This window comes from Barnesiella sp., assembly GCF_022723415.1.
GTDB lineage: Bacteria > Bacteroidota > Bacteroidia > Bacteroidales > Barnesiellaceae > Barnesiella > Barnesiella intestinihominis.
Genome location: NZ_JAIJHU010000008.1, coordinates 1 through 14,163, shown reverse-complemented (window position 1 = coordinate 14,163; position 14,163 = coordinate 1). Strand labels below are relative to the sequence as shown.

Genomic DNA, 14,163 nt, shown 5'->3' with positions numbered 1-14,163 from the left:
ATGTTCGTGATGAATTTTATCGAATAATTAGTTGAAACGTAGTTTTTCTCCAATGACAGTAGTTAGTATTGTTCTTTTTCATTGGGAAAATCTTGTGTTTTCACGTCTTTTACGTAGGCTTGTACCGCTTCGGTGATCGTTGTACTTAGATCGGCGTATCGACGAAGGAACCGTGGGGAAAAACCTTTGTTGATGCCTAACATGTCGTGCATGACGAGGACTTGTCCGTCTACACCACCACCGGCTCCGATACCGATGACCGGAATGGTTACTTCCTGAGCTACCCGGGTGGCCAATGCTGCCGGAATCTTTTCGAGAACAAGACTGAAACACCCTATCTCTTCGAGAAGATGAGCATCCTCGATGAGTTTATTGGCTTCTGCCTCTTCACGAGCACGAACGGTATATGTACCGAATTTGTTAATGGATTGTGGTGTCAGACCTAAATGCCCCATAACGGGTATCCCGGCACTGAGTATGCGCTCGATAGATTCACGGATTTCGGCTCCGCCTTCCATCTTTACACAGTCGGCATGCGTCTCTTTCATGATTCTGATTGCCGAGGCAACAGCTTCTTTGGAATTGCCCTGATAGGAGCCGAATGGCATATCGACGACGACTAAGGCACGTTTAACGGCTCTGACAACCGACTTCCCATGATAAATCATTTGGTCGAGAGTAATAGGTAAAGTCGTTACATTTCCGGCCATTACATTGGATGCCGAGTCGCCTACCAGAATGACATCGATTCCGGCTTGGTCTATAAGAGTCGCCATTGAAAAGTCATAGGCGGTTAACATCGAAATTTTTTCGCCGCGGAGTTTCATTTCCATCAGGCGGTGAGTCGTTACTTTACGAGTATCTTCGGTATATGTAGACATAATTTTGATTGTTTGAATTTCGGGACAAAGGTACACTCAAATTTTTATATTGCAACCTTTTTCACTTTTCAATCTTGTTTTCTGTATATTTGCATAAAGTGTAGAATGGATTGATTGTACGGGGCGATCCTCTTTGCGCCCGGAGGCGGAAACACAGATCGCACAGATATGATTGCGGTTTTTCTGTGATTACAGTCTGCCGATTCTATTTGTTTGAATGAGTGTTTATAGTATGGAGAAAGAAAAGTCGTCACGGGAAGTTCCCGGTTGGTTCAAGATTTTAATTCTTATAACGGCTTTGCCGGTTTTTGCGTGGCCGTGGTTGATGAACCGAGCAACGTTTGTATTTGTCGAAAAAGCCGCTGGCGATGCTTTACCTTGGGCTTTGGTCATGTTATTGCCTTTGTATGTGGTTTTATCTACGTGGATTAGTTATCGGGTGTATAGTACCCGACGAGAGATTTCGTGGATTTTACAAGGTTTGCAAATGCTGGTATATTTGGCCTTGTTTGTTTTGATTTTTTAATCCGTGATTACGGATTGTATAGATCGGGATTGGAAAAATTGATAATGTTCATTACCATTTCATAGGCTTGTTTGGCCGGGCTGTCTGGATTGATTTCTATGGCTTTCAGATAGTTCTCAATTGTGAGTTTCCAGTTTCCTTGTTTCCAAAAGACGAGTCCTTTCAAGTAGTATGCCTTGTCGTCTTTCGAGTGGTTCGAGAGCCATTCGTCGATGTATGCAAGAGCTTTTTCCAAATTGTTTTCTGCGATGAGCCGGTTTATTTTTTCTGAGTCCATTTGCTGCTTTCTTTTGGGCAAAGATAGTGTAAACCGAGGGCAGAAACAAATATACTTGTTGGCGTATGGATAATATGACAACGGGGAAGTCCTACTCTTAGGACTTCCCCGTTGTTTCAATTTGCATCTTTGATTAATGGGTTAGTTTTTCGGGTTTGGGTAGTTCTAATTCGTTCCCTTCGGGAGCCAAGATAAAACCTTTGTTGTTCCATGTGCGCAGATAGCCGCCGATGTTGTTGTTAATCATCAGTAGCTGGAATGCATGTTTGCCTTTTTGCAAAGCGATGGAATTACGTGTGCGAGAATGGCGTATGAGTTTACCGTCGTTACTGATGATGACCTTTCCGTCTATTCTCAGTTCGTCCATTTCGGAGGAAAAATAGTATATGCCATCGGCGGGAACTTCGAAGTAGCCGGTGTAGCAGTATGCTCCTTTGTCTTCGATATCCGGTTTGAATTCAAAATCTTTGACAATCTTCGGTGCACTCCAATGCGCTCCATCGAGGTCTTTTACAAAATAGAGGTTTCCCTCGGTACGTCTCAACTCGATACCGGGTTGGGTGCTTTTTTCGGTAGCCGGCATGAGCTTTTCGTGAACTACTTCGATAGAGCGTACCGGACTTAATTTCCCTGAGGGGAGCATAGTGGCTATTTTGACTGTTACATCTTTATTGAGATATAACGGCTTTTCGTATTTTGTCGAATTTGTTTGAGGATCACTTCCATCGGTCGTATATACCATAGAATAGTTACGGCTGTTGTGGAACGTCAGCGTGGTATTTTCGGTATATGCAATACGGTCGGCCATAGGGCCTTCGGGCATGGGTATGTGGTAGTTGATGTGGTGCATATCGAGTCGGATCAATTGATTGTCGAGCCGACGAGTGAAAGAGTTGTAATCTTTTTTCTCTTTGGGTGTCCAATCCAATTCTGCCAAAGCCAGCATGCGGGGATATAACAGGTATTCGGTATACTCGGGGGTTACGGCATATTCGGTCCACATGTTGCATTGTGCTCCTAAAACGTGGTGACGCAAATTTTCTGGAATTTTTGGAGATTTGGGGTCGTAGCTATAAGTCTTTTCGAGAGGGAGTCCGAATCTAATGGCAATGGGTTCGGTTTCGACAGCTCCTTGTCCATGATCTATATACATCCATTTGGAGGGTGTCATGATAACATCGTGTCCCATAGAAGCGGCGGCAATTCCTCCTTCTTCTCCTCTCCAAGACATCACTGTCGCCGATGGAGCCAGTCCTCCTTCGAGAATTTCGTCCCAGCCGATCATCGATTTTCCATGAGCAAGGATTATCTTTTCGATACGGTGAATGAAATAGCTTTGCAGTTCGTGGGCATCTTTCAAGTTTTCGTTTTTGATTCTTTTTTGGCATTTGGGGCATTCGTTCCATCTTACTTTGGGACATTCGTCACCGCCGATATGGAAGAATTTGCCGGGAAACAGAGGAATGACTTCTTCGAGAATGTCTTGTAAGAATTCAAAAGTTTTGTCATTCCCGGCGCAATATACGTTGTCTTCCACGCCCCATTTGTTGCGTAGTTCAAACGGGCCTCCTGTACATGAATATTCGGGGTATGCGGTCAAAGCGGCAAGTGCATGTCCGGGAAGTTCTACTTCGGGGATAACGGTAATGTACCGCTCTGCTGCGTAGGCAACGACTTCTTTGATTTGTTCCTGTGTGTAGAAGCCCCGATGTATGCTTCCATCGGCATTCCGGCGTACAGAGCCAACCTCGGCGAGACGGGGATATTTTTTTATTTCTATGGTCCACAGATGGTCGTCGGTCAAGTGCCAATGGAAATAATTCATTTTGAACATGGCCATGATGTCGAGTTGTTTTTTTACAAATTCCACGTCGTGGAAGTGGCGACATACGTCGAGCATCATACCTCGGTATCCATAGGCGGGTTCATCTTTGATTTCCACACAAGGGATTTCCCATGCTACGTTATCGATAATCGTTTCGCTCTCGATTTGGGGAGGAAGCAACTGCATAACCGATTGCATGCCATAAAAGATTCCTTGCGGAGTTTTGGCTTTGACAATTACCTTTTTGGGGGTTACTGTCAGTTGGTAGCCTTCGTTCCCTATTTTTAGCGACTTGTCTATTTGCAGACTGATAGCGTTTGAGCTTCCGCTGTTTTTTATATTTAGATTGTATCCTGTGGAGTATAGGATTTTTGACTGGAAATAGGCCGCTACTTTTTTTAAATCAGCTCTTTGGTTTTTCCCAATGGCAAAAGAGGTTTTGGAATTTAAAGTAAAATGTCCGTTTTTCTGAACCAAACTTTGGGGAGTGGGAGTGATGTCCAAATGGTTGTCTTGACCCATGATTACAGAACTCGATAGGACGAGAAGACAAATCCATAGGCAAGAAATAGAAAGTGCTCTTTTCATTATAAATAATTTTTATGAGATGAATAATAGGGTCGTTAGTTTTCTCCGTAGTTTACAGTAATGTTGATTACATTCATGTTGTTTACTTCTATTTCGACAGTTTGGTATCCCGATTTTTTGAAGATGAGATATTCGTGATTGCCGGTAGTGAATTTGAACTGACCTTTTGCGTCGGTAACAGCAATGGTTTTTCCGGTGCTTTTTTCAATAATCTGCATATCGGGAACGAGGGTAGCCTGCACGTCACGCACTTCTCCTTTCACTTCCATTTGGCGGGAACTTTTTTTGTTTTTAGGTTTTACGATTTCGTCATTCCCGATCGTCGATGGTTCTCCCGCCACGATAGTTTTCGACAAAATGATATTATTCGATGCTTGTCCTACTTCCAAAATGAACTCGCCGGCTTCGACGAAGCGTTGGTTTTTCTCGTCGACCAAATAGAGATCGGAGATGGGTACTTGAAGTTGTACGGTGCGGGTTTCACCGGGCGCTAATTCTATTTTTTTGAAGTCGCGCAGTTGTTTTACCGGTGTCACATAGGTACTGGCTTTGTCTCGGACATATAATTGAACTACTTCTTTACCGGTGTATTTCCCTGTATTTTTTACTTCTACTGTGGCGTGTATCGTGTCGTTCAATTCGTATTTGTCTTTGTCGGTGGAGAGATTCTTATAAACGAACGAGGTATAGGAAAGTCCGTATCCGAAACTATATAGAGCCGAAGGAGCCGAGAAAACATAGTCCCGTCCGGGTGAGTCGTAGCTTCCGGGGTTTTTGTAGAATCCACGGTCGGACGGCAGATAGTTGTAGTAGACAGGCAAATGTCCGGTGCTGCGAGGGAAAGAGAAAGTGAGTCTTCCCGAAGGAACGACTTCTCCGAATAGGATATCGGCAATGGAGTTTCCGGCTTGTTCACCGGCATACCATTGGACGAGTATAGCGGGCAAATTGTTCTTTTCCCATTCTATGACAAAAGGTTTTCCTGTTACCAATACAAGTATGACGGGAGTGCCGGTTCGATATACTTCGCGTATTAGTTGCGATTGCGCTCCGGTGAGGTTCAAATCGTTCAGGTCGAACCCTTCTCCGCAAGTGGAGCTTTTGTAGTCACGAGCCAAAGCGGCGCTGGCGCTACCGCCGAAAATTACGGCTACTTCGCTGTTTTTGGCGGCTTCGACCGCTTCGGCTATTCCCGATGTGTCCAATGATGTGAGACTGCAACCTTTGGCGTAGTGTATGGCGGTGTTTTTGTTTACCCGGTTCTTGATACCTTGTAGCGGGGTGACACCGTCTTTGTTGTTGCGGCTCCAAGTGTAATCTCCGAATTGGACTTGGTCGGCATTGGGCCCGATAATGGCGATCGATTTCAGGCTTTTGGCATCGAGCGGCAGTAGCTGGTTTTCGTTTTTCAGCAGAACGGTCGATTCGTCGGCAATCGTTTTGGCGAGTTTGACGCTTTCCGGGGAGTGTCGTTTACGGTTTTTGAAGGTTTTGCCGTAAGGGTCTTCAAAGAGTCCCATAGCGAATTTTGCGAATAAAACCCGGCGGACAGCCGTGTCGAGAATTTTTTCATCGAACTGGCCTTTTTCGATCAATCCTTTCAGGAAGGGATAGCATTTGCTCGATGCCTCGGCATCGAGCCCGGCAGAAATGGCTTGAATGGCGGCCTCAGAGGAGTTGCGGGCTGTGAAATGCAATGTTTTGAGCATTTCGATAGCACCCCAGTCGGAATATACATATCCTTTGAAGCCCCATTCGTCACGAAGTATGTCGGTAAGCAGATAATGTGATGCTGAGTTGGGTATATGGTTCCAAGAGTTATAGGTCGACATGACTGCCAATATTCCGGTGTTTTTAACAACCATTTCGAACGGTTTGAGATAGATTTCGTGCAAATCTCGTAATCCGCATTCTACCGAGGCTAAATTTAATCCGCTCAACGGGTTGCCGTGCGGGCCGTAATGCTTCAACATGGGCGATATGCCGTTTTCGAGATACCCCGAAACCTCCTCGATGCCGAAAAGGCCGCATAGATATGGGTCTTCCCCATAGGACTCTTCGACCCGTCCCCAACGTAAATCGCGCACTACGTCTATACAGGGGGATAGAACTTGTCGAAATCCCATGCTGTGGAGATCGTCGGAAATCATTTGCGTTTTCTTTCGTGCCAGTTCGGGATTAAAGGTGCTCCCCAAAGCGATGTTTTGGGGATATATGGTGGCTCCGTCGTGCACAGCACCGTGCAGAGATTCTGCAACTGTGAAGATGGGTATTCCCAACCGGGTTTTTTCTACCATGTATTTTTGAATGAGATACATGCTTTTAGCGCAATTGTCGCCGGTGAGGGGAAAGCCTTCGACAAATCCCCATGAAGTATTACCTGCCCAATCGGTCAGTTTTTTCATATCGAGCTCTTGCCCGTTAAAAATTTTCGAAGAGTGTATGTGCCGTATTTGTGCGATTTTTTCATCGACAGTCATGCGGTTCAGCAAGTCTTCTACGCGTTCCTCGATGGGGAGATTTTTGTTTTTGTATGGTAGGGATTGGGCTTTTGCCATATCGAGGGTCGATGTGGCGGTGAGAAGGGATAAAAAGGCTATAAAAATTTTGTGTCGCATAATGTGGTATGTTTTTAAGGATTCTGTTTCTGTAAAAAGACAACCGACATAGGCTTTTTTACATAGGAGAACCGGGATATTTAAATGTTTTTATAGGTTTGTTGTAATTCGATGAAGTATTTTTTATAGATTTCTTCAACAGCAGAAATCGCATTTCCGGTAGAGGTACTATCGTAGCGTGTATCGGAGTCGACCCAATTTTTTTCGATTTGGAAATAATCGGGTTCTTGTGCGGTTTCTCCTCTCAATAGAGCCAGTTTGTAGTCGACCCATGCTTCCCAACGAGGCAGATACATGTCTCTCATCAACCCGCTCCATTCTTTAAGGGCGTAATCGTGGAGTTTTGAGTCGTGGTTTGTCCAAGTGGTAATTTGTCTTTTTGCGTTTGCAACGAAACGCTCCTGTTCCTGAGGCGTACAAGCGGCGTTGCGTGCTTGGTTTATCCATGTTCCCACGTTGAACTCTTTGCGGGTGGACAATAGTTTGTCTTCGTCTCGAATGAGAGCGAGGAATTTGGAGGAATAGGCTTGAAATCCTTTTAAATCGTTTCGATAAAAGGCGTTTACCGCCTGTTTGTGAAGATATTTTGCGTAATCACCTAAAACTTGTCGTGTGAGATCTACCAAATCATATTGATAGGTTGCGGATTGTGCGAATTCGTGTCGGACATTATACATGCATTCCCATGCTGTAACGATTTCTGCGGGATCATAGAAAATCTCGGCAGTACCCCATGACGAGGCGTGTTTGATTGTATCGGAGGGGCGTGCACATATATAAGATTCGACGGGCCCTCCTATTTCATTGTGACATTCGTAAATGGTTTTCGACAGAATTTCCCAAGCTCGATTGCAGTTTGGATCGGCTTTACCGTACCGATATTGCGTATATTGGTTCACCCAGTCTTTTATATCGATGCTATCTTCTCTCCAAGCTATGTCGTATACCATGTCATATACGACGGGAATCGTACCGATTCCCTCGGGAGCTGTTCCTATTCCACATAGGTTTTTTCCCAACGGGTGGTTTTTGGCAAAGACTACACCAGAGGCATAACTGCTCATTTTGCCATGCAGCCCTGTTTTCCCGCCGAAATTGGGCAGTGCGCACCAAATCCAGTCGTGGTGCATGTGTCCTTCGGCTTTATAAAACAACGAGTTTTTTATGCCGCCCCATTGGGGACGCTCGCATGCCATGAGGTCGAGAATGATGGCCTCGCCATGTTCCAACCCTTCCAATAGGTCGCGCATGGGATTACGTTGCCAGCCTTGTATGATCCATACAGCTTCCGGGGTTTTGCGTCTCATGGCTTGCAGTATTTTTTTAGCTGCGGCTTTTACATCGATACCTTCCGACTGACCTCCTTCGTGGAATGGGTCTCCGGCGAAATAGACGGCTTTACCGAACAGTTTTTCCTGTTCGTCGTAGTATATGTCGGCGATTTTATCGAAAAGGGGATCGTTCGGATCTAGGAACGCAGGACGCTGATAGGTTTGCCATTCACCTTGTTCCTTGATGTTGGCTTCGGGGAATTTTTCTTTTAAACTGTTGGGAACCATGCCATAGAATCCCTGAAAGACGGGAGCCATACCCAACTCTCTCATGCGACGCAGCATTTTTTGTTGGAGGTCGGTTTGCCGGTCTATGAATTTTTGGGAAACGGGGCCACCGAAGCCTTCGAGATTACCCATGAGCCACCACGCTTCATAGCCGGCTCCGGGAAGGAATTCCGATATTTCTTTTTCGTTATATCCCAGTCTTTTGAGCGTGTTTTGCCAAACGGCGTACTGGCTGTTGACAGCCATGAGAGGGAGATTGACACCTTGCAGAGCCATGCGGTCTATTTCTTTTTCCCATTCTTCCCACCCCCAAAAAGCCATAGAGTAGCTATATGTGCAATAATTCAGATAATACCGCAGGGGTTGAGAGGCTTCGATATGAACCGGTTCACCGACTGCGGGCAGTGTATCGGGTATGGAAGCCAGATTATCGCCACACCAAGAAACAGAGGCATGGCAATAGTGGCGCAGGTAGTGGTTTAGTCCGCGTGCCATAGAGATTCCGTTATTCCCTTGTATCTCTATTTTATCGCCATTCTGCCTCAGTTCGAAGAAATCTTTTTCGGCAGGAACGAGCGTAAAGATGAAATCATCGGAGTGCGATGGCACAATGCGTCCGGCGAGCCGGGCGGCAGAGTCTGTATATTCCGGAGTCCGGGAGCAAGAGGTAATACATAAGGCTATGAGTCCTATGAATAAGAAACAGTGTCTTGACATGGCTTTATGAAAGTTTCAATTAAATTTATTTACATATAATGTCTGTGAATACAGGATAGTGGTCCGAAATTTCACCCAAATCTATCGTTTTTCCCTCGATATTTATTTCTCGCACGATTTTGCTGCCGACTATCTTTATCTTATTCTTCCCTTTTTTGCTCAATAAAATGAAGTCGATCAATGCGCCGTTGTCGGTTCTTCCGGGGATCGTGTTGCCGACCGTGTCGCTTGCAATGATAAAATCTTTTTGGTATAGAGGAAAAGATACATTGCTTCGCGACCAGCGGAAAGAGTCGTTGAGGTCTCCGGCCACGAATACGGGTTTTTTCATTTCGCGGGAGTCGTTGCAAATGATTTTAGTTCCTTGTCTGCGTTTTTCGTTATTGAGGTCGGAATGTGTGGCGATGAATACAAATTTTTCGAGTTCCAGTTGAATGGCCGCTCTCGGCTCGTCTCCCGGGAGATAAGCGATGTACCGGCTGACAATCGGCAGATTTTTTCTAACCAATGCGCCGCAACCGATGCTTCCCTTCTTGTCGAAGCGAGCCGCATTGGCATACACATCGGTATATTCGATTCCTGTATGTTTGGCTATTTCGTGCAGCAGATAACGGTTTCCCCGGCTTTGAGAGGCACTGTCCAATTCTTGCAAGGCGATGACGTCGGCATCCAAAGCTTTGATGACTTGTGCAAGTTTTTTCACGTTGCTTTCGTTGATTTCTCCCGGATCATAACCTCCTTTACAATAATGGGTGTTGTAAGTGAGTAGTCTGATTGCTCCCGGGGCTTTGGGATAGGACTGCGGTTTTACCGAGAACAATGTCCCGGCCAAAACGATAGAGAGTAATATTGCTTTCTTCATGATGTGTTTTATGTGTTTGTCGGCTGTTTTTGTAGGGATAAAAAGAACTCGAAGTTCATTTATATGGACTTTGATAATTGTATAAATAAGTTTAATAAGAATGACTTATCTCTTGATAATCTTTCCTTTGAATGTCGTGCCGTTATCTGCGAAAATTTCCACGATGTATATTCCGTTCGATAAAGAGGAGATGTCGACCGATGCCGTGCCGGGGTTGTTTGCCTCTAATTGTTTTTGACCGGTCATCGAGTAGATGTTTATTTTTCTGACGGGGGATTCGCTTTGAATGTTTAATGTGTTTTGTACTTGGGTGGGATATATTCGAATCGAATTGCTTCGGGTGGCATTTTCGATTCCGCTTAGCCCGGGAATCTCGATGTCTACATAAACGGGGTAGTGGTCGGATATCGATCCCAAGTCAATGACCGAACCGTTTACTTTCAATGTGCGGACAATGTGTGTCTCAACGATTTTAATTCCCGAGTCTTTATAATCTTTGAACAAGATATAATCGATGAGAGCCCCGTTGTCGGTCCGGCCCGGAATGGTGTTACCTTCCGTATCGCTGACGATAGAAAATTTATCGGCCAGTACGGGGAATGCGATTCCTCCGTTGCCCCATCGGTGAGAATCGTTCAAATCGCCGGCGAGGAAACAGGGTTTACGGATAAAGTCGGTTTCATTGACCAATGTACTTGCGCTTTGGGTTCTTTTTGCATTGTTCAGGTCGAGGTGGGTTCCCATGAATGTGAATTTCTCGAAATCCACCCGTACTGCGCTACGAGCTTCATCGCCTGCCAACGGGATAATCTTTTTCTTTACCACTTTCAAATCTTTTTTAAAGAGTAGTCCCGGACCTACTTTACCGCCATTGATGGGGGCTAAGCCTCCGAAGAAGTGCTGATAATCGAGTCCGGTGAATTCAGAGATTTGTTTTAACAGATCTCTCCTTCTACGGTCGCTCATGGCGCTGTCCAGTTCTTGCAGGGCAACCACATCGGGGTCGAGGGCTTCGATAACCGAGGCAAGGCGCTGAGTGTTGTAATCGTCGATAGAGCCGGGGTCGCTTCCTCCTTTGCAATAATGAGTGTTGTAGGTGAGCAGACGAATGACATTTTCTTTTTTGGGGTATGTCTGAGCGTTTAAACTGATGTTCAGACAGATAAAAAACGCGAGTAATAGAGTAATTTTTTTCATGATAGATGTTTTTGTTTTGAAAGCCGATGTGTTGTCGAAAAATTTTTGGCTATTTATATACAAGACAAATATATAGTGGAAAAGGGTAGTCTGCAAATTATTTTTTTTGAGAGGGGGCCGTCGGTCGTATCGGGGAATAATCGTTATTGGCGTTCTATGGCTGGGTGAAAGTATTGTGTTTTTGTTGGTGTTGTGGTTCAGTAGAAAATTCATGGGGATAGACTTGAATGTTAATGAATGAGAGGGGATAAAAGGTCGTTTATTTGTTCATTCTTCTCAACAGAGAGAAGAACGAACCAAGAAGCGCCGCCGCAGTTATCGGGCTTTTAGGCTCGTCGTTACAGTCGCCGCCGGGGGCTGCGGAACTCGCTTCGCTCGGACAGTCCTTGCCCTTTTTCTTCCGTCTCCCTTGCGTCTTCGCCGCCCGATAAAGGCAGAATCGGGGTTTGTGCTCTTGCTCGAATTTTAACCCCCTCGCCCTTCGGGCACTCCCCCTATATTCCTTTCCGGAACACAGGGGGAGAGGTTGAGATGTATTCCTCTTTCGCCCTTGCTCCGATTTTGTACAAAACACCCCGCCATGCTACGGGACACGGCAGGGGAGGAGGAGAATACCCCACAAAGCTCCGAAGGGATAAAACGGCTCAAAGTGATACTTTCAATCCTCTCCCTCTGCTCATCGCAGATGAGATAGGGGGAGTGCTCGCAGGGCGAGGGGGCTGAAAGTATCATATAATCTTTGATTGAGGGGGTAGAGGTATAAAAGGAGGATCCCCACTAATTATCAACTGAGCCCCTAATATCGCTAACGCAACGAACTATATTAAAAAATTCACAAAACGAGTAAAAATACAGGACAAACACGAACACTCCCCGCTAATTATCGGCTGAGCCGTGTTGTGTTCGGTTCGTTCTCTTTATGGGGAAAAAGATAACCGGCAAGATATGGAAAATATCTTGCCGGTTATTGTTATTGGAAGAAAAAATTGTTTTCTACTTACTTTTTAATAAACTTGGCTACCTTTTCACCGTTGGCGGTTACTACTTTGATGGTGTAGATACCGGGTGCGAGGTCTGCTATTTCGATAGTTTGAACGTTGTCTTTTACGCTTTTTACACAAGCTCCCGTAAGCGAGAAGATGTCTACGCTTTGTACTTCTTCGCCTTTAACCGTGATGTAATCGGCTGCCGGATTCGGTCCTACTGCAATACCGTTGTTTTCTACCTTGCTTATACCGGAGGTGTATTCACTGACTACTTTAACGAATACTGTTTTCAATACCAAAGCCGGGTATTTTTCGTTTGTCATTTCACAGCGGTATTCTTGATTCAGGTTCGATTCGTCGAAGCAGAACCAACCGTCGGAAGCATCGGGAGGCGTGATTTCTTCTCCATCGAGGTTTTTCCATGTGTAGGTCGTGATATTACCATCTACGTCATATTCGCTGGAAAGGTCGATATCTTCTCCTACGGCGATTTCGTATTCACCGTCGGCATTCATCTGTCCGATAGGATATCCGCCGGCAGCTTCCCATTGCAATTTGTATCCGCTACCCAATACTTTTCCGGTAGTAGGGTGTACCGGCAATGTAGAGAATGTGTAGTGGTTGTCTTCAATATTGAACAACCAATCGAGGAATTCGGCCGGACGACAATCTGTGAACAAGAGGGAGTTCTCGTCGGAGAATGCGTTTCTGTAACCGGCCAATTGACGACATTTTCCAGTGGATCCGCTCATATCCAATTGTTTGCAGTTTAAATTACGACGAACGTGCATATAACAGTCTTTGTCTTCGTTCGTCATTTGGATTCTTACAGTATCCAATTGGGTATCGGAGATGTGGACAACGGTAGCTTTACAATTGGTAAGAATGAAAGTTCCTTTTAAATTTTCAACGGCCGGCAGTACCGGATACCATTTGTTGTCTCCTTCGGAATTTGTCCAAGATAAAGAACTCGTTTTTCCATTGAACGGAGCACTGGCGTTCGCACATACTCCAAAAAGGGTTTCGACATATCCATTTGAGTAACTATGCCATATTTTTCCTTCTGCGTTTTTCCATGTATTCATGTCGTCCCAAGAGAATCCTTCGCGATTGATGTCGATACCCATTACTTCGGCATTGCATTTTCCTTCAATGGCAGAGGGCTGTTTGAAGAATGCCGCATACTCTTGGGTTTCTGTTGCGTCGAAATTGAATGTTTGAGTATCTTCTTGGGCGAAGCCAACCAAAGAAAAACAACATAAGAAAGCAGACATAGCGACTTTCTTACCTAAAAAAGTAAACTTTTCCATACTTAGAATTTTTTAGTTAATGATAAATTAATGTTTTGGGTGTTTATTATAAAGACAGATGTTTTTTGCGAGAGGGTAGTCTGTTGGTCTATTTTTTTTAATAGATTGTGAATTTTATATTTGGATAGAGAATGCAGGTGCAGAAGTTATGCTTCTGCACCTGCATTCCATGTTGTACACTTAGAAGTCCAGCCCGTCGTTCCAACCGGGGTTCTGTGTTAAAGCTCCGTTGGTGAGCGATCTTTCGGTGGTGGGTATCGGGAAGAAATAGTCTCTTTCTTCGTTCCACTGGCGGGGTTCTTTCTCGATGTCGTGGCAGATGATGTTGCCTTTGTCTCCATCGGTCAAGACGAACTCTTCGCCCAGCTTGTAGAATTTACGAATGTTCTTCACCGAAGGTTTTTTGCCTGTGTAGATGCAGATGTCCACTTTTTCTTTGTCACCTGCGATTCCATCGTTCATGTCGAACACGTCGTAGCGGTTGTCTCCCGATCCTTGCGTCAAACCGGGGAAGTACATGCCGAGGAACGGTTGCTCGAACATTTTTCCTTCTTTCCATCGGATAATGTCGTAATAACGGTGTCCTTCGAGGCAGAGTTCGATGGTGCGTTCGCGACGTATTTCGAGGATCACGCCTTTGTTAGGGCCGGTGACATTTCTATAACCGGTCTCGGGCGCACACAGATAGGGGTCGGGATTTGCGTTGGCGGCAAGCATGTCGATGTTGGGCATGCCCACGCGGTCGCGGATTTTCTTGATGGAGATTTTGAGATCCTCCTGTGTCAAGGTTCCTAACTCGGCTTTCGCTTCGGCATAG

The 14,163-nt window shown here is 45.2% G+C and carries 10 protein-coding genes; 1 reads left to right on the top strand and 9 read right to left on the bottom strand.

Annotated elements, in window-relative coordinates:
• Positions 1-62: 62 nt before the first annotated feature.
• The gene (gene panB, locus QVD32_RS02970) at positions 63-881 is read right to left on the bottom strand and encodes a 3-methyl-2-oxobutanoate hydroxymethyltransferase (RefSeq protein ID WP_008863220.1); all 819 of its coding nucleotides are present in this window, start codon (positions 879-881) and stop codon (positions 63-65) included.
• A 232-nt stretch (positions 882-1,113) separates the two neighbouring features.
• Here panB and QVD32_RS02965 point away from each other — a divergent pair, with 232 nt between their 5' ends.
• Positions 1,114-1,407, top strand: a complete 294-nt coding sequence (locus tag QVD32_RS02965; RefSeq protein ID WP_021892365.1) for a hypothetical protein — start codon at positions 1,114-1,116, stop codon at positions 1,405-1,407.
• A gap of 7 nt (positions 1,408-1,414) precedes the next feature.
• Here QVD32_RS02965 and QVD32_RS02960 read toward each other — a convergent pair whose 3' ends face one another.
• From QVD32_RS02960 to QVD32_RS02925, 8 genes are all read right to left on the bottom strand, one after another.
• On the bottom strand, positions 1,415-1,684 hold the full coding sequence (locus QVD32_RS02960) for a tetratricopeptide repeat protein (protein ID WP_021892364.1): 270 nt from the start codon (positions 1,682-1,684) through the stop codon (positions 1,415-1,417).
• Positions 1,685-1,817: 133 nt separating this feature from the next.
• Complete coding sequence (locus tag QVD32_RS02955; RefSeq protein ID WP_118687082.1) at positions 1,818-4,097, bottom strand: family 20 glycosylhydrolase; 2,280 nt, start codon at positions 4,095-4,097, stop codon at positions 1,818-1,820.
• Positions 4,098-4,132: 35 nt separating this feature from the next.
• Complete coding sequence (locus QVD32_RS02950) at positions 4,133-6,715, bottom strand: glycoside hydrolase family 3 C-terminal domain-containing protein (RefSeq protein WP_008863224.1); 2,583 nt, start codon at positions 6,713-6,715, stop codon at positions 4,133-4,135.
• Between the two features lie 80 nt (positions 6,716-6,795).
• Positions 6,796-8,991, bottom strand: a complete 2,196-nt coding sequence (locus tag QVD32_RS02945) for an alpha-N-acetylglucosaminidase (protein WP_118687083.1) — start codon at positions 8,989-8,991, stop codon at positions 6,796-6,798.
• Positions 8,992-9,016: 25 nt separating this feature from the next.
• On the bottom strand, positions 9,017-9,853 hold the full coding sequence (locus tag QVD32_RS02940) for an endonuclease/exonuclease/phosphatase family protein (protein ID WP_118687084.1): 837 nt from the start codon (positions 9,851-9,853) through the stop codon (positions 9,017-9,019).
• A 105-nt stretch (positions 9,854-9,958) separates the two neighbouring features.
• Positions 9,959-11,050, bottom strand: a complete 1,092-nt coding sequence (locus QVD32_RS02935; RefSeq protein WP_118687116.1) for an endonuclease/exonuclease/phosphatase family protein — start codon at positions 11,048-11,050, stop codon at positions 9,959-9,961.
• A 997-nt stretch (positions 11,051-12,047) separates the two neighbouring features.
• Complete coding sequence (locus QVD32_RS02930; RefSeq protein ID WP_118687086.1) at positions 12,048-13,346, bottom strand: T9SS type A sorting domain-containing protein; 1,299 nt, start codon at positions 13,344-13,346, stop codon at positions 12,048-12,050.
• A gap of 180 nt (positions 13,347-13,526) precedes the next feature.
• On the bottom strand, positions 13,527-14,163 hold a 637-nt coding region (locus QVD32_RS02925), incomplete at its 5' end, for a RagB/SusD family nutrient uptake outer membrane protein (protein ID WP_287710141.1).